Origin of the sequence: Bacteroides sp. M10, assembly GCF_014334015.1 — a bacterium.
In the GTDB taxonomy this organism is placed as follows: Bacteria; Bacteroidota; Bacteroidia; order Bacteroidales; family Bacteroidaceae; genus Bacteroides; species Bacteroides intestinigallinarum.
Genome location: NZ_CP060488.1, coordinates 3,309,883 through 3,327,387 on the forward strand (window position 1 = coordinate 3,309,883; position 17,505 = coordinate 3,327,387).

Here is a 17,505-nt window from a genome sequence, read left to right on the forward strand (position 1 = left end):
CTTATTTAAGATTCCAAACAACATACAATTATGAAAGAAAAAATCTTTTCCCTTTTTGTATTCGCATTCTTTGCTCAATTACTTTTGGGACAGGAAAAATTTACGATTCGGGGTGAATTCCCTGATAATTCTCTAGATGGTAAATATGTGTTATTAATAGATAAATCGTATCTTCTTGAAGAAAGAGAACGCCAAAAACAAGCATACGACAACAGCATAAAAATAAAGGTGATTGGCAAGGAATTTTTTTACGAAGGAACTGTCACACGAAAGCCTTTTTTTGCACAAATATCCTATGATGGACCACCGTTCCATAAAGGGACTGATATTAATCTTTTTGTGGAACCGGGTAATATCTATATTCGTATGGTCGATTGGAACGATAACGCTAATGTATCGGGCACTTCCATCAATGAAGATTATAATACTTATATTCTTGAGCGAGAAGCTCAATGGAATGCTGTATATTGGAATAGAGAACGTAGAAAAATGGCGAAAGATAGTATTAATATAGAGAATTGTAAGCTATTGGATATATCAGAAACTGAACAGCGTTCAGAAGGTCGGTTTACTTTTCTTGAAAAATATGCAAAATATCCGAATGTCATCCGAGTCATGTTGGCTCGTGATTTAAGGACAAAATACCCGATTGGGGAGCCTGAACTCTCTCAATATTTACGCATTATCGATTTAATGCCCCAAGCGGATCGAGATGCTTTTTTATCATGGTGGGATTATATTATGAAAGAACGAGAATTTAAAAAGAAGAGCCGAATGATATTAGATAGTTTGATCGGTGATCCACCCCGTTTCATCGAGACTATTCCGAGTAGTTCATCATCAACAACTATAAAAAATGAGTAAAATCCTTGGTCTTATTGTTATTCTGCTGATTTGCGTTTCTTGCAATCAAAAAAGGAAGGCAGAGATGTCCCTGTCTTCCTATACACACGATTTCGGAATAATTAGTTCTGATATAATTTGTCGTGATAGCATTACAATCACCAATGTAGGCAATGCCAGGTTGGAAATAGGAGAGATCGAAACTGGATGTGGATGTACACAAGCATCGGTGGAGAAGTATGAATTAAATCCTGACGAATCGTGCTCGCTTCATTTCTCTTTCAATCCGAAAGGAAAAGGATTAGGAGCGAAAGAAGAATTAATTATTATCAATGCAAATACAGACTCCCTCTTTTATATTCTGCAAGTTAAGGCAATTATTCAGTGATAATGTTTTTACGTTTTCTTTTTTACTTATCACCACCTTATACTTATCGGCTGATTGGTTTATGGATAGGTATTTTATGCCTAAAAATATAAGTTTCGTTGTCGGCATCATATTATGGGGAGGTATTTGCATAGGGAACTGGAAGCGAAAAATTAGACTGTCTGTTGATTTTCTATTTCTGTCTTTTACTGTTTTTATGGGATATGTTTTCGTTTGCAGTCTCTTTACATCACAATATATACACAGTGTATACATTGTATCTGGATGGATTCTTTTTGTGTTGATGCGTAATAGAAAAAATCCTACAGAAACATTTAATAGCATTTTAGCTGTCGTTGGAGTTTTGTCGGCCTTGTATGGCTTGCTGCAATATGTAGGGTGTATAGAAACTCAATCTTATTTTCCAGTTACCGGTTCTTTTGATAATCCCGCCGGATTTGCTGCGAGCATCGTTCTCTGTTATCCTTTTCTTTTGTGTCATTCTTCTAACGGAAAAAGAAGAACGTTCAAGGTTATGGCGTGCCTTCTCCTCATTATAGTCGTTATCTTATCCGGTTCGAGAACAGGTGTATTTACTTTATGTGTAGTAACACTTCTTTTTTATGCTCTCCGTTATCGGAAGTTAATTCATAAAAGGCGCATCTTTCTTATCAGCGGAGGCGCTTTGTTTCTAATAAGTTTATTCATTGGTCTGATTTATCTAAAACCAGCTTCCGCTTCCGGTCGTGTTCTGATTTGGAAAGTATCTGCCGGATTGTGTAAGGAACATATAATTCAGGGAAACGGACTTGGTTCTTTTAAGGCGGATTACATGCCGGAACAAGCCAAATATTTGTCTTCCTCCCATGCTGATGAAAGCGATAGAATATTGGCAGGAAACACGAATCATCCATTTAATGAGTATCTGTTGCTGCTGATTGAACAAGGACTCATAGGAATCGCTTTATTCTTATTGTCGTTGATTGCTGTTTTTCGAAGTAATGTGGCATTTGACACTCCAGCCATACTGACGCTTGTTTCTATTGCTATATTTTCCTGTTTTTCTTATCCATTCAAATATGCTTTTGTTTGGTTCATGATTATCTACTGCCTCGCTTCACTTAATCAACGGGAGGTTGCTCTACGAACAATACGTTTCAACAAGCCATTTTTATTGATTATTCTTTTTATACTCTGTTTCTTTTTGATTAAGAATATCATTTTCGAGCGTACATGGAAACGAATTTCGTTGGTTGCAGAAAAGAACAATGGTTTGCTGGATAATGAATTATCTGTATTTACCAAGCTATATGATGAGTGGAATGGCAATCCCTATTTCTTGTACAATTATGCATCAGAATTGAAAAATGTGGAATTGTACAAACAAAGCGTCAACATATTCTTGCATTGCGAATCTTATATCAATACGTATGACCTGCAAATGCAATTGGCGGATAATTACTATCAAATGGAATGTTGGGAAGAAGCTGAAAGACGATATAAGCTGGCACAATGTATGTGTCCTAGCCGTTTTCTTCCATTACAAGGACTTTTGAGGGTCTATGTAAAATCTGATAACTGCATACTTGCCGAACGGATAGCTTTAGAAATAATAAATAAACGAATAAAGATACCATCTTACACTGTTACTATCATACAAGAAGAGGCTAGAAACTATTTGCGTAAAAAGAATATTTAATTATAAACTAACAATAAAACAAAATGAAAGCTACATTCATCTTTCTTTTTCTTGTTTTGCTTTTCAGTTGTCAAAGCTCTGAAGAAAAACAGTTGGAAAAGGTGCTGACACTGGCGGGCAATAATCGTCTGGAACTCGAAAAAGTGTTGGAGCATTATAAAGAAAACGAAGCTGACAGTTTGAAACTTAGAGCTGCCAAATTTTTGATAATGAATATGCCCGGACACCAGTCGTATATAGGGAAAGATATTGAAGAATATTATGTCGAAGCTGAAAAGATTATCTTCTCCGACAGAAAGATTGATGAACAGGTGAATGAATTAAATAACTTGTTGTTAGAGTTTCCATCAGATGATTTTGAGTTTAAGGAAGATTACTCTGTCATAAAAGCCGACTATCTGATACAGAGTATAGACGCGGCTTTTGACGATTGGCAACAAGGTCGTTGGGCAAGAGGCATTACATTCGATGAATTTTGTGAATATATGCTTCCTTATAAGTGCGTAGAGTTTCAGGCTTTTGATGATTGGCGCAATGTGTTGAAACCGATAGCTAATGACACATTAGGCGATTTTTCTTATAATGACATTTGGAATAAAACACCCTATCATGCGGCAGAAGCTATTAATATTAAACTACGTGATACCGTTATTGTCGATTTGAAAAAGCCTCTGAAGTGGCATGCGTTATATAAGGTTCCGTTTTGGTGCAATATTCCTTCCAATTCTTGTGAGACAAGGACAAACACAGCTTTAGCTATCATGCGCAGTAAGGGGTTTGCGGTTTCGTATGATTTCGTTTTGCAGTGGCCTACAAAAGCACATGCACATTCGTGGCTTAGTATTTTGATAGATCACGATCGCCGAATGGTATGTGAAGGAGGACATGAACCTTTTTTAGCTGCCTTACGACCGGGGGAGTGTAAGGGAAAAGTATATCGAAGAACATATTCTCCCAATTCGGCCTTAGTCCGGCTGAATAAAGAAGCTGGTAGTGTCCCGTCAACGTTGCGCAATGTGTTTATAAAAGACGTTACGGATGAATATGCAACGACCATTGATCCTGTTTTTCCTGTACTTTCCGGGAAAAGAGAACGCAAAGAAAAATATGCATATCTGGCAGTATTTGACAATGCGAAATGGGTTCCTATTTGTTTTTCGGAAATAAAAGATAGTAAGCAGATCGTCTTTGATAAAATAGAGAAGGGAGCTGTCTATCTGCCGGTATATTATATAAATGGAAGGGTTCGTCCATTCAATTATCCTGCTTTGTTGAATGAAAAAGGTGAACTGGAGTTCTTGAATCCCGATAACACATCGAAAAGAAGTATTAGTCTAAAACGGAAATATCCTTTAACGCGCAAAGCGTTCACCACAGCACTCCGTTTAAAATACAGCATGTTTCAAGCAGCACACAAGGAGGATTTCAGTGATGCTGTCACAGTACATACATTCAAAGAGTATAGCGTATCGGGTAGTATAAATGTGAGCGATACTACAAAGTATCGTTATTGGCGTTATATCTGTCCAAAGCCCTACCGCTGTAATATTGCAGAATTGATGTTCTTGGATAAAGACAATAAAAAACTGACAGGAACCATTATAGGTTCTGAAGAACGAAGCAAAAATCCTCATTATAGCCGTTTTGCTGCTTTTGATTTAGATCCGTTGACATTTTTCGCATCTAAAACTTTAAGAGATGGTTGGGTAGGATTGGATTTGGGCAAACCGGAATCTGTTGGAAGAATAGGCTATATGACACGTAATGATGACAATAATGTTCGTATTGGAGATACTTACGAGCTTTTTTATTGGGATATGGATTGGGTGTCGTTGGGCAAACAAATAGCTGACGATTTTAGTCTAACCTTTCACCATGTACCACAAAATGCTTTACTATTATTGAGAAATCTTACTAGGGGGACGGATGAACGAATTTTCTTATATAAAGATGCTAAGCAGCTATGGTATTAATTCATCGGCAAAATGAATATGTAAAATTGAAATATAAATAATTTTATGAAATACGCTATATTACTATTTGCTTTGTTATTTTGGGGAACTTCACTCTTTGGACAAGAACTGAAAATACAAGGACATTTAATAGATGAAAATAAACGAGACTTAGTAGCGGCAACTATACGCTGCTATAGTAATGATACGCTTTTAGTGATAGGAGGAGTTACAAATAGTAAAGGAGAATTTGAACTCAAACTTCCACGTACGGAGCAAAAATACAAGTTGTTAATTAGTTATTTAGGTTATAAGGAAACCACTTTAGTCTTGAATCCGACCAAAGAGACCCAGATTCGTTTAGGAGAAATAACGATGGATAAGAAAGTGGTACAGATACAGGAAGTAACTGTGCTAGCTCAAAACCGGATAAATACCGAAGACAAAATAATGGTATTCCCTACTCGTGAGCAGTTACGACATTCTTATGATGGATACAGTGCTTTGCGTGCGTTAATGATTCCGGGGCTGGAAGCTGATCCTCGAAGTGCAACTATCACTTATCATAGAGAAAGCGTATTATTGTGTATTGACGGACGTGAGGCAACACGGGAAGAAGTGCAGAATCTAAACCCCAAAGATATTAAACGTGTAGATTTTTATTCTCAAGGTCGTCCCGATTACCCGGAAGCTTCTACTATATTAGATTATATACTTAAAGAACGGGATTACTTAGGAACAATCGCTTTAAACGCAAGGCATCAATTGAACAAACCAACAGGTACTGGACGAGGAACTGCCCAGTATTTTGAAGGAAAATCTGAATGGGCTGTGTCAGTATCGGACAGTTATACTCATTTTAGAAATCATGATGAGGGATATACCGAAACCATTTATCATTTTCCTGACGAAACCATTGTACGGACAGATGATGAGCTACCCTCATTGGATAACAATAACAATTTGAAAACCTATCTGAACTATATCTATAAAGATAAGCTGCAAACATTTTATTCTTCTTTACGAATGAATAGGAGTATGTCCGAAAATGACGACTGGAATCGGCAACGGTATAATAATACATCCGCTGTTCTCGTGAAACAAGAATACAAACATACTGTTAGGTTGAATCCGGCTTTACAATTACGCTATAATCGTACTCTTCCCAAAAGGCAGATACTTCGATTGGAGTTGTATGGAAGTTATGGAAACAACGATTACAATCGATGGTATGAGCAGCGTACGGATGAAGTCATAACGTCTTCTTATGCCAATGCTACTGCCGAAGATAGTTGGTATGGAAGGCTTAATTGTAACTATAGTAAAAGTTTCAAAAATAAATCATCTGTCAGTTTGACTCTAAATCAGAATTTTACGCATACTAACAACTTAAATACAAAAGAGGGGCAAAATTCAGAGATCTTTTTAAATAAAGGTAATACCAGTTTTTATGCTACATATAATTATCGCATTAAGAAGAAATTTAATCTACAAGCTAGCATTGCCGAACATTTATCATATACTACGACGAATGGAAATCATGTGTTCAGTTCTTTTTTCATACCTTCATTGAAACTCTCCTATCTTCATAAGGGACATTCGTTGAAGTTGACCGGAACTGTCCGTAGTACAGAAATAGGTCTTTCAAATCGTACCGGTTACGAATATAAAAAAAATGAATACGAGATGTTTGTAGGAAATCCTGAATTAAAAGACTATTTGCAATATAATGCAGGATTAAATTATGATTGGACTATGAATTCTAAGTTGACATTGCTTTATTCAGCTAGTTTGCACATAAGTAATCCGCAGATCTATGAACTATATCGTTATGATGACGAACGGAAAATGTTTATATATCAAAATTTGAATGGAGGCAAAAGTTTGAGTCAGCACTATGAATTGGCTTTGCAATATGATATTATTCCACAGATATTTAGTTTAAGACCAGTGCTGATTTATGACCGCATGGATGTGACATTGTGGAAAAATTTTTCTTTTGATCGTTTTTTCTTTTGCTGTTCTCTTTTTTATATGCATAATGGTTGGAGCTTTGATGTAAACTATATGGCACCATCAAAGTATATGAAAATCACTTCCGGTCTTATGACTCATTTTCCCGGAATGCTGGGATTTGGAGCTGGTTACAGTATCAACAACTGGAATATTGATTTATATATGCGAACACCGTACAAGGCAGTCTCTAAAGGACACCTTCAGCAAATTGGCTATGAAAGAAGATATGAAAGTCGAATACCTCGCGTTAGCGATCATGTGATTAGCTTATCGGTCAATTATCGTTTCATTTTTGGAAAGAAAAAGCATAAATTTGATAATTCGGTTATACAAGATACGAATCAGTCAACTATATCAAGAGATTAAAACAAATATATTATTGAACGGGAAAACTAATTGGTAAGGAGCATTCTTAAAAAACTAAATCAAAATAGCTCTCCTTAATATGAAGTTTGGGTGTAGTTGCTCTTTTGAAATTTAGTTGGAAAGTTCATAATGGTGCACAAAGGAATTAAATAGTGATTAACGGATTAGTAATTAATCGGTGCGGTTTTTAATTGTTACAGAATAGAATGGATTTTCTCATCGGATATTTATTTTCAATCTTTCTATGTCTTCTTTCACCTTTTCTCTGTCTCTTCGATGAATAAGGAGTTTGCGGGTGAAGGGTAACAACTTCACCACCTCTTCACCTGTGGCGATTAGTTTCAAAAATAGTTTCACAGCTTGAAACGATTCGTTTCTCGGTGTGAAACACTTCGTTTCAATGCTTGAAACACTTTGTTTCTCGGCGTGAAACTTTTAGTTTCAAATAGGGTTGAAACTAATTACGAAATAGCTTTACTAATCTTGCTCAATGGTTGAATCAGGAAGCAGCCATTTGATTTGATTGTAAGCGTCTCCGCGATTCTATATAGTGTATTAAAATAAAAAGGCTAATGATCCCTTTTTAGTCATTAGCCTTTTCCCATCTGTCAGGAAGCAGTTCCCTGTATTTTTCAATTGGTGTGTTCGGTTGCCATTCGGCTGTTCTGTTTATCACATCCGTGAGATACTCAAATAAATTCACTTTATGCATCCTACAAGTGAGTGCTATCGTATAGAGTATGGCGCCTCGTTCGGCCCCCTTATGGCTGCCGAAGAACAATGAGTTTTTTCTTGATAAGGATATGTACCGGTTCATCCGTTCAACCATATTATTGTCCAGATAAGTGTCACCATAATTAAAGATGTCCACCACTGCATTCCACTCATTGCGAAGATAGGTAATGGCTTCCTGCAGTTCGCTCTTAGGTAATAAATCCCCCCGTTCTTCTATTTCATCAAGCATATCTTTTATTTCTCCGAGTATGTCCGGCGCATACTTTTTTCGATGCATAAGATTCTGTTCTACCGTCCATCCCTCAACCCCAACTTTATGCTTATGCTCGTTTTGATAAAGTGCGTTTATCAGCTCCACGATTCTTTTTGCATCCGGGTCCTTCTCACCGCAATCTATAAATTTCCGTTTTATATGTTGCAAGCACGGGATGCGTGTGATATTGGGATAAGCATCGCTTTCAAGCTTCCGGTAAGGTGAGTAGCCATCGCTTTGTATAATACCTTTGCAACCGCCTAATTCGTTAAGAATAACTCTTTCAGACCGGGAGCCGTCATCATAGAGCAGGTATATCATCCTGGTGTTTATGCCGACAACCACCCAAAGGTATCCCTTCCTGACTCTTTTTCCCTTGCTGTTCTTTTCCGGGACGAGTATTTTGTAATAGGTTTCATCGGCTGCCTTATAAGGATCACTCAAAGCTGTCTGCCGGATGCACTTATAAAGATTTTCGAAGAGGCTTGAGGCTTTTTCTATCAACTTATGAGCCGTAGGTTTCTTCAGCGTAAAGCCATGCCCCTCGAAGTAGTTGATGATTCTTTCAACAGGTAGCGATTGTATATAACGTAATTCCATCAATCCGGCAATAAATGAACCGTCATAGCTGGAATTCAAGAAGGCCGAAGCCGGTGTTTTTCCCTCAAACAGGCGACCTTCTTGCGTATAGGTGTGTATCTTGTAGACATGCTTGATGAAGCGCATGGGTACACATTCATAGCGGACGCATATTCTGGGAACAGTGGTAAACAACCGGGCCTTATTGATGTCAAAATCGGGATCATCGGGATAAACGACATGTTCTTCTTCCTCCATCTCATAATGCATGTCACGTTTGGCCCCATTGTTCTTTCTTGCTTTACGCTTATCTGCTTTTTCCGCTTCTATCTTCTGCCGCTCTTCTTCGGATATGGCAGATTGGGGAGCCTGTTGCTGTTCGGATGTGTTGGATACAAGTTTGGCGAGTCCCTTAGTAAGGCGCTGTTGCTTGCTAAGAGATTCGCCTTTTTGAAGGAGTGCCTCTTTAAGGGAAGAAACCTCCTTTATCAAAGCATCTATTTGGTCCAAGAGTCTGTTGTTGTCATCTCGTAATCCCTTGATTTGTTCCTTCAATAACTCTATGATCTCATCCTTTTTCATGGCATAAAGATATAAAAAATCAACAAATTAACCAAATAAACCGGATGATATCTTTAGTACAAATAACTAATAATCAAAATGTTGTATTAGATCCTAAAACGTTTTCTCAACCGTACAGACTTTAATGACACTCCATTCAAGATAAAAGACAAAACCTGATAAGAAATCTCGTAATTACCTGTATTGGGGTTAAATGTCGGTAACTCAAAACTTCCACCTTCGAGGCGCTTGTAGTACAGAAGAAAGCCATCGCCATCCCAACGCAGTATTTTTACACTTTGTCGGTTTTTACCAAAGAATAAAAAGATATCTCCGGAAACGGGAGACAAGTCCTTCATTTCCGATCGTATAATTTTGAATAAACCGTCAATGCCAAGGTTCATACGAACAAAGCCCTGGTACAGATAGTAGCGATTGGCTGATGTTAGAGAATACATGGATCTCCCTCCTTTCTTTCGTAATCGCGCAACATTTTAATAACACCACTGGGTGTGGCCCGTTTGACCGAAATGGTGGTTCCACTGTTAAAGGTGATTGTGATCCCGGCAAGACTAAACTCTTCTTCCGGCAACATGGCGGGTGCTATTTGAGTGAATGAAGGAGAGGAAGTTGTCGGTTGGGAGGGTTCAACGCCGCCATAATAATCACGGACCACATCTGCCTTGGCTTGTTTAACGCTATAGCCCCGTCTGGACATCCAGGAACTCATACCACCAAAAGTGGTATGCTGATCGCGGCAAACATCGGCTAAAGAACAATTGTAGTCTACTTTCAATACTTCAAGGAAATGTTTCCAAGTTTTTCCAAATCGATTTTCTGCTAAATCCATAATGCTTCATTTTTATACATAGCAAAAATATAAGAAAAAGGGCGACAAGATAGAATCGCGGAGACGCTTACATTTGATTCACGATGAAGAGAAGGTGAAAGACCGACTATTCACCTGCAAACTCCTTATTTATCGAAGAAACAGAGAAAAGTGAAGGAGATGGAAGAATTATGTTATAGAGAAAAGCATTGAATTGTTCAAAACCGTACCGATTATGAACCAATGCAAATCATTGGTCTGTATATGGAAAAAATGACATAAATATGGATAATAATCCTTGTTTCGAAATAGCCTGCTAAGTTTTTTGTATTCATTATTCCTTTTGGCTAGTTTTGCTTGTGTAAATCTTAAAAAGTCATGAAACACATAACTAAAATAAAAGCAATTTTCGCTATTTTACTATTATATATTATAATAGTTCCACCATTATACGCCCAATCTATAAGTGTCCGTTCATTACCTGGCTATGTAAAAGCGATAAATCAATTCAACCAACTGAACCCTCAAGAAAAGGTGTATCTTCATTTTGACAATACCGGATATTATTTGGGTGATACTATCTGGTTTAAGGCTTATGCGGTATTTGCAGAGCAACTTCGTCCCACAACTTTAAGCAAAGTGTTACATGTAGAGCTGTTGACTCCACAAGGAATGGTAGTAGATGACCGCCAATTAAAGCTTGAAAATGGCGAATGTCATGGTGAATTTGCCTTGAGTTCCCGTTATCATAGTGGGTTCTATGAAGTTCGTGCTTACACTCGAAGTATGTTGAATTTTGGTGACGATTGTATTTTTTCTCGTGTATTTCCTGTTTATGATTCTCCGGAAATAGAAGGGTATTATACTGATCGGAAGATGGATAGTGGTTTTGGCTTGAAAGACGAACGTAAAAAGACCACAAAAGCTAAGAAAGTCAACCTTTCCTTTTATCCTGAAGGAGGAAATGCTGTGGTTGGGTTACGTTCGAGAATCGGTTTCAAAGCTACAGGAGAGAATGGAGAAGATTTGAATATAACAGGTGCGGTATATGATTCTTCCGGTGAACTGGTTTCATATTTCTCCACTTATCACCAAGGTATGGGATTTTTTGAAATGATTCCTGATAAGACTACATATAAAATTGTAGCCGATTATGATGGAAAGAAATATGACTTTTCTTTTTCAAACATTATTTCTTCAGGATATGTGATGCGTGTGACAGATTTGGATGCAGAGACTTATCAGGTACATCTGCAAAAATCTCCGGACTTGCCGGCTGATACTTTAGCCGTTTCTGTATCATGTCGTGGTACAGTTTATTCAGCAGAAGCTTTAATTTTGGGTGATAAACCTTATATTTATCAATTGGATAAAGGAAAACTTCCTGCCGGTTGCCTTCAATTTACTCTTTATAATCAGGATGGCAAAATTTTGGCAGACCGTTTGGCTTTTAATCGTGCTCCGTTAGAATATTGCTGTGTTACGGTGGAGGCGGATAAACCTTTCTATAAACCTTTAGAAAAGGTGAGACTATCACTTGCTGTGAAAGATTTGTCCGGTAATCCTGTGTCAGGCAGTTTTTCATTGTCTGTGCGTGATGCCGGCACAGAAATTCATACTGGTTATCATGAGAATATCCTGACAGACTTGTTGCTCTCTTCTGAAATACGAGGTTACATCGCTCATCCGATGCAATATTTCGGGACGGACGACCGTAGTAATCGTATGAAGTTGGACTTGTTGATGATGGTACAGGGGTGGCGCCGTTACAATTGGCAGGTGATGGCGGGGGTATCTCCTTTTCATGTGGCACATTATGCTGAAGAGGGTTTGCCAGTGAGTGGTGTAGTGAAATCTTTACTCAAGAATAAGGTGGAAGCGAATGTGGATGTTGTATTTTGGATTGTTAAGGATAGTGCTTCTTTCCATGGTCATTGCAAAACTGACAAAAAAGGGCGTTTCCATTTCCTGTTGCCGGATCATGCGGCAGTAGACGGTGAATGGCAGCTGGCTCTTTCTGTGACTTCGAAAGGCAAACCGAAACATTGCAGGATTATGCTCGACCGCCTTTTTAGTCCGGAAGCCCGCAGTTATTCTATTTCGGACTTTCAGGTGAAGGATACGGTTATTGTTTTTGCAGACACTTCAGATAGTCTGGCCAATAGTAATGTTTTAGGTATGATACAGAATCTTCCCCAAGTGGTGATAAAGAAAAAACAGATAAAGAATGAGATATTTCCGGATCTGGTTTGTGATGTGGAAAAGGATATTAGTAGGCTGATGGATCAAGGGAAGGATTATCCAGGAACATTGGGGGAATATATGGAAAGAAATATTTCTGCGGTAAACATGGTAGATACTGCGTATACGTATGCTAATAGTGCTATTTGTTATATTTTAGATGGTGGAGGTTCTGTTAATCCGCGAAAGGGCATCGGTGCTTCCGATCATCCGATAGAGAATATAAAAACAATAGAAGTGTATGATGGAAATCTTCGGGCTTGGATAGTGAGAAACATAGATAGTAATTATGGCTATTATCCTCCGAGTGATCCGACATCAGATTTTTATAGTATGAGACATTTACATGATGCTGTTTTTCAGGCTAACCAAAGGCTGGTATTATTCATCGTCCGTTTATATAACGATGTGTTGCATGACAAGTATAAGAAGGGAATGCGTTATACTTTTTTCAAAGCCTTTTCTCCTGTAAGAGAATTCTATCAGGTAAATCATAGTAATAGTGTTCCGGGAGATATAGATTTTCGTCGAACTTTGTATTGGAATCCTGATGTGAGGACTGATAATAATGGAAAAGTGAACGTTAGTTTTTATAATAATGCTACTTGTCGACAAATGACGATCAATGCAGAGGGGATAAATCGTGGGAAGTGTATTATTAAAGAATAAATTTATATGGAGATTTTACTTTTTCATAGTGTTACATTCTATGTTGCAGTGCAAAAGATGTATCTTTGTAACCAGCAATCAAAATAACCCAAAGCACTATATGAAATATAAATTATTATGCCTTTTCGTTTTGTTTAGTTTTTCTTTATCGGATTTGTATGCTGATATTGAACTTAGTTCCAAACAAATGAGAACCAGTGATGGGCTACCTAGTAATTCTGTACGATGCATGTTTCAGGACAGTAAAGGGTTCTTATGGTTGGGTACTTTAGACGGATTGACCCGTTATGATGGAAATACTTTTCTTACTTATCAGTTGGAAAGCGGGAAACACGATCGGATTTCTTTAGCAGATAACAGAATAAAACATGTGGCAGAGGATAAGAATGGTTTTTTGTGGATAAAGACTGTGCCGGAATTATTCAGCTGTTATGATCTACAGAAAGCTTGTTTTGTAGATTTTACCGGTACCGGAAGTGATGGAGAGAACTATTCAGAAATATTTATGTCCTCTAATGGAGATGTGTGGCTTTGGCATAGAAGGAATGGTGTGCGTCAAATTGTTTGTGAGGACGATCGGACTATGACCTCTGTGAAGTTTAGAACGAAATTTGGAAACCTGCCCGATGACCGGATTAAATTTATAAATGAAGATTCTAGTGGCAGGATCTGGATTGGTACCATGCAGGGACTTGCGTCTGTTTATAAAGGGAAAGTTGAATTTATCGATAGGAAATTGAATTTTTCTTCTTCTTTCCCTCATGGAGAGGATATGTATTTTCTGACAAAGAGTGGAGATGTGTATCGCTGTATAAATGGATCGAAAAAAATAGACTGTTTAGCGTCGCTGTCTGCTATTGCCGGTAATACATCTGTCAGTACACATTCATTGATAAAAGATAAATGGGTTATATTTACTTCCAGCGAAGGAGTATATGAATTTGATTTTCAGAATTTTCAAATAACTCCTTGCCGGGAATTGAAAATAAATAATGGAAAAGTTATTCATGACAATTATGGAGATTGTTGGGCTTACAATAACACTGGACGAATTTATTATATAAACTCGAAGAGCGGAGAAATAAAGAATTTTCAACTGATTCCTGAAGAGAAGATGAAATATATAGATTATGAACGCTATCATGTGGTGCGTGATGACCGGGGGATTGTGTGGATTTCAACTTATGGAAACGGACTTTTCACCTACGATATTCAGGAAGATCGGTTGGAACACTTTGTTTCCGAAGGGAAGAATGCAGGACCTATAGGGTCAGATTTTTTGTTATGTTTGATGAAAGACAGAACAGGAGGAATATGGGTAAGCTCCGAATATTCCGGTTTGTCTCATATTTCCATTTCAAATAAAGGTATTACACATGTCTATCCAGAATCACCGGATGTTTTTGACCGTTCGAATACAATCCGGTTACTGACTAAAATGTCGAATGGAGATATATGGGTAGGAACGCGAAGAGGTGGATTGTATAATTATGATTCTCATCTGAAAACTAAGATAGATAATCATTATTTGCCCTATAATATTTATGCGATTTCAGAAGATAGTCAGGAGAATATATGGATAGGAACCCGGGGAGACGGACTAAAAATAGGAGATACGTGGTATAAAACGGATCCGTCTAATCCTTTTGCCTTATCTCATTCTAATATTTATTCCATTCTTCGCGATAAGAAAGATCGTATGTGGGTGGGGACATTTGGAGGAGGACTGGATCTGGCAGAATCAACGGAAAAAGGACAATACAAGTTCCGTCGTTTCTTTCAAGGAAAGAAGTATGGCTTACGGATAGTCAGAGTAATGGCAGAAGATGAGAAAGGGATGATATGGATGGGCACAAGTGAAGGTATCTGCATTTTCCACCCTGACTCATTGATCGCTAATGAAGATAACTATCATTTGTTCAGCTACACCGATGGCAATTTTTGCAGCAATGAGATTCGTTGCCTGTTTCGTGATAGCAAAGGGCGCATGTGGGTAGGAACTTCGGGTGCCGGGCTGAATCTATGCGAACTGTCAGACGACTGTCAGTCTTTGAAATATACACATTATGGAATAGCGGAAGGACTGGTTAATAATATGGTGCAATCTATTTTAGAAGATCATTCGGGACAATTATGGATTGCTACGGAATATGGAATTTCAAGGTTCAATCCCAACAGCCATTCTTTCGAGAATTATTTTTTCTCATCTTATACATTAGGAAATGTGTATAGCGAGAACAGTGCGTGTATGGGTGCAGACGGTAAACTGATTTTTGGAACAAACTACGGATTGACGATTATTGACCCGAAGAAGATTCCAACAGAGAGATTGCTTTCTCCTATTGTTATCACAGGATTGTCCGTTAATGGAATTCAGGTGAAGCCTAATATGCCGGGTTCTCCTTTGCAAGAATCTTTAGCCTATTCGGATAAGATTACATTGAAATATTTCCAGAATTCTTTTATGCTTGATTTTTCTACTCTCGATTATTCGGATAATGGTCAAATCAAGTATATGTATTGGCTGGAAAACTATGACAAGGGATGGAATGTTCCGTCTTCTTTAAGTTTTGCCACTTATAAATATCTGGAGCCGGGCAGTTACATTTTCCATGTGAAATATTGTGATGGTGCCGGTATTTGGAATGATACCGAAACAACCTTGAAGATTGTTATCGTGCCTCCGTTTTGGAAAACAAATTGGGCTATGCTCGGATATTTCATCCTGATATTAATAGCTTTGTACTTTACATATCGTATCATTTTTAATTTCAATAGGTTGCGCAACCGCATCAATGTTGAAAAACAACTGACAGAGTATAAACTGGTATTTTTCACAAATATCTCTCATGAATTCCGTACTCCGCTTACATTGATCCAAGGAGCATTGGAGAAAATGTACCGGACGGATGATATTCCACAAGCCTTATTGCATCCGTTGAAAGTTATGGATAAAAGTACACAACGTATGTTGAGGCTGATTAATCAGTTGCTGGAGTTCAGAAAAATGCAGAACAACAAGTTGGCTCTTTCTCTGCAGGAAACTGATGTAGTTGCTTTCCTGTACGAAATATATTTAAGTTTCAGTGACGTAGCAGAACAGAAGAATATGGATTTCCGCTTTTTGCCGTCTGTACCATCCTATAAAATGTTTATTGATAAAGGTAATTTGGATAAGGTGGTGTATAACTTACTTTCAAATGCTTTTAAGTATACTCCTTCGGGTGGGACAATTCTGTTTTCTGTGAATGTGGATGAGGTGAAGAAGTGTTTATACATTCAGGTAGCGGATACCGGAGTAGGTATTCCTAAAGAAAAGCAGGGAGAATTGTTTAAACGTTTTATGCAAAGTAGTTTCTCCGGAGATAGCATTGGAGTAGGGTTGCATTTGAGCCATGAATTGGTGCAGGTGCATAAGGGAACGATTGAATATAAAGATAATGAAGGGGGAGGTTCCGTATTTACGGTATGTATTCCGACTGATAAAACTGTTTATTCGGAAAAAGACTTCTTGGTTCCCGGCAATCTCCTGCTGGAAGAAGCGAATATGCAGACTCACCATTTGCAGGAACTTTCAGAAGAATGTCAGGAACATGAAAAGACAATCACAACGTCAAGAAAACATAAAATATTAGTCATCGAAGATGATAATGATATTCGTGGGTTCCTGCAGGAGGAGCTTAGTGCTTATTTTGAAGTAGAAGTGGCTGCGGATGGAATATCCGGATTTGAAAAGGCATGCAACTATGACGCAGACTTGATTATCTGCGATGTATTGATGCCCGGGATGACCGGTTTCGAAGTGACAAAGAAACTGAAAACTGAATTTGCGACAAGTCATATTCCTATTATTCTGCTGACTGCCTTGACTTCACCGGATAAGCACCTGGAAGGACTTGAAGCGGGAGCGGATGTTTATGTTGCAAAGCCATTTAGTTTTAAGCTTTTGCTTGCGCAGGTGTTCCGACTGATAGAGCAATGCGAAAAGTTGCGGAAGAAATTTTCCAGTGAACCGGGGGTGGTACGCCCTGCTTTATGTAACACGGACCGGGATAAGGAGTTTGCAGATCAGTTGGTGGCTGTGGTGGAAAAGATTTATTCTCAATACAACATTTCTATTGATGAATTTGCGCAGATGATGGGGATGGGACGAACTGTATTTTATAAGAAATTACGGGGCGTGACCGGATACTCACCGAATGAGTATTTGCGTGTCGTACGAATGAAGAAGGCTGCTGAATTGTTTTTGACCGAAAGGGATCTGACTGTTGCGGAAGTTTCTTATAAAGTGGGTATTAATGATCCTCTTTATTTCAGTAAATGTTTTAAGGCACAGTTTGGAGTATCTCCTTCTGCTTACCAGAAAGGGGAGAGAAGCGATTCTAAAAAGTAATT

The 17,505-nt window shown here is 38.1% G+C and carries 10 protein-coding genes; 7 read left to right on the forward strand and 3 right to left on the reverse strand.

Annotated features, from left to right (window positions below; translation table 11 throughout):
• Positions 1-30: 30 nt before the first annotated feature.
• The 5 genes from H8796_RS11600 to H8796_RS11620 all read left to right on the forward strand — a co-directional run bounded on the left by H8796_RS11600 (position 31) and on the right by H8796_RS11620 (position 7,243).
• Positions 31-864 (forward strand): DUF4369 domain-containing protein, encoded by an 834-nt coding sequence (locus tag H8796_RS11600; protein WP_117512648.1) that lies wholly within the window; start codon positions 31-33, stop codon positions 862-864.
• Positions 857-1,231, forward strand: a complete 375-nt coding sequence (locus H8796_RS11605) for a DUF1573 domain-containing protein (protein WP_015532423.1) — start codon at positions 857-859, stop codon at positions 1,229-1,231. The genes H8796_RS11600 and H8796_RS11605 overlap by 8 nt, the downstream gene beginning before the upstream one ends.
• Positions 1,232-1,514: 283 nt before the next feature.
• Entirely contained in the window at positions 1,515-2,909 is a 1,395-nt protein-coding gene (locus H8796_RS11610) for an O-antigen ligase (RefSeq protein ID WP_233530387.1), read from the forward strand.
• A gap of 23 nt (positions 2,910-2,932) precedes the next feature.
• Entirely contained in the window at positions 2,933-4,882 is a 1,950-nt protein-coding gene (locus tag H8796_RS11615; protein ID WP_117512646.1) for a discoidin domain-containing protein, read from the forward strand.
• Between the two features lie 45 nt (positions 4,883-4,927).
• A complete protein-coding gene (locus H8796_RS11620) occupies positions 4,928-7,243 on the forward strand; it encodes a carboxypeptidase-like regulatory domain-containing protein (RefSeq protein WP_117512645.1) in 2,316 nt (771 codons plus the stop codon).
• Positions 7,244-7,826: 583 nt separating this feature from the next.
• Here H8796_RS11620 and H8796_RS11625 read toward each other — a convergent pair.
• The 3 genes from H8796_RS11625 to H8796_RS11635 all read right to left on the reverse strand — a co-directional run bounded on the left by H8796_RS11625 (position 7,827) and on the right by H8796_RS11635 (position 10,221).
• A complete protein-coding gene (locus H8796_RS11625; RefSeq protein ID WP_187343914.1) occupies positions 7,827-9,392 on the reverse strand; it encodes an IS66 family transposase in 1,566 nt (521 codons plus the stop codon).
• Between the two features lie 86 nt (positions 9,393-9,478).
• Positions 9,479-9,829 (reverse strand): IS66 family insertion sequence element accessory protein TnpB, encoded by a 351-nt coding sequence (gene tnpB, locus H8796_RS11630; protein WP_004296723.1) that lies wholly within the window; start codon positions 9,827-9,829, stop codon positions 9,479-9,481.
• On the reverse strand, positions 9,817-10,221 hold the full coding sequence (locus H8796_RS11635; protein ID WP_122138311.1) for a hypothetical protein: 405 nt from the start codon (positions 10,219-10,221) through the stop codon (positions 9,817-9,819). Before H8796_RS11635 ends, tnpB begins: the two co-directional genes overlap by 13 nt.
• Positions 10,222-10,578: 357 nt before the next feature.
• Here H8796_RS11635 and H8796_RS11640 point away from each other — a divergent pair, with 357 nt between their 5' ends.
• Positions 10,579-13,110: a hypothetical protein gene (locus H8796_RS11640; RefSeq protein ID WP_117936881.1), complete on the forward strand. Its 2,532-nt coding sequence runs from the start codon at positions 10,579-10,581 to the stop codon at positions 13,108-13,110.
• Between the two features lie 100 nt (positions 13,111-13,210).
• On the forward strand, positions 13,211-17,503 hold the full coding sequence (locus tag H8796_RS11645; protein WP_117936879.1) for a two-component regulator propeller domain-containing protein: 4,293 nt from the start codon (positions 13,211-13,213) through the stop codon (positions 17,501-17,503).
• Positions 17,504-17,505 lie beyond the last annotated feature (2 nt).

What these genes read in the sequence shown, in the direction of transcription:
- tnpB (WP_004296723.1), bottom strand. Translation starts at nt 9,829, where the DNA reads ATGTATTCTCTAACATCAGCCAATCGCTACTATCTGTACCAGGGCTTT.
- H8796_RS11615 (WP_117512646.1), top strand. Translation starts at nt 2,933, where the DNA reads ATGAAAGCTACATTCATCTTTCTTTTTCTTGTTTTGCTTTTCAGTTGT.
- H8796_RS11635 (WP_122138311.1), bottom strand. Translation starts at nt 10,221, where the DNA reads ATGGATTTAGCAGAAAATCGATTTGGAAAAACTTGGAAACATTTCCTT.
- H8796_RS11620 (WP_117512645.1), top strand. Translation starts at nt 4,928, where the DNA reads ATGAAATACGCTATATTACTATTTGCTTTGTTATTTTGGGGAACTTCA.
- H8796_RS11645 (WP_117936879.1), top strand. Translation starts at nt 13,211, where the DNA reads ATGAAATATAAATTATTATGCCTTTTCGTTTTGTTTAGTTTTTCTTTA.
- H8796_RS11625 (WP_187343914.1), bottom strand. Translation starts at nt 9,392, where the DNA reads ATGAAAAAGGATGAGATCATAGAGTTATTGAAGGAACAAATCAAGGGA.
- H8796_RS11605 (WP_015532423.1), top strand. Translation starts at nt 857, where the DNA reads ATGAGTAAAATCCTTGGTCTTATTGTTATTCTGCTGATTTGCGTTTCT.
- H8796_RS11640 (WP_117936881.1), top strand. Translation starts at nt 10,579, where the DNA reads ATGAAACACATAACTAAAATAAAAGCAATTTTCGCTATTTTACTATTA.
- H8796_RS11600 (WP_117512648.1), top strand. Translation starts at nt 31, where the DNA reads ATGAAAGAAAAAATCTTTTCCCTTTTTGTATTCGCATTCTTTGCTCAA.
- H8796_RS11610 (WP_233530387.1), top strand. Translation starts at nt 1,515, where the DNA reads ATGCGTAATAGAAAAAATCCTACAGAAACATTTAATAGCATTTTAGCT.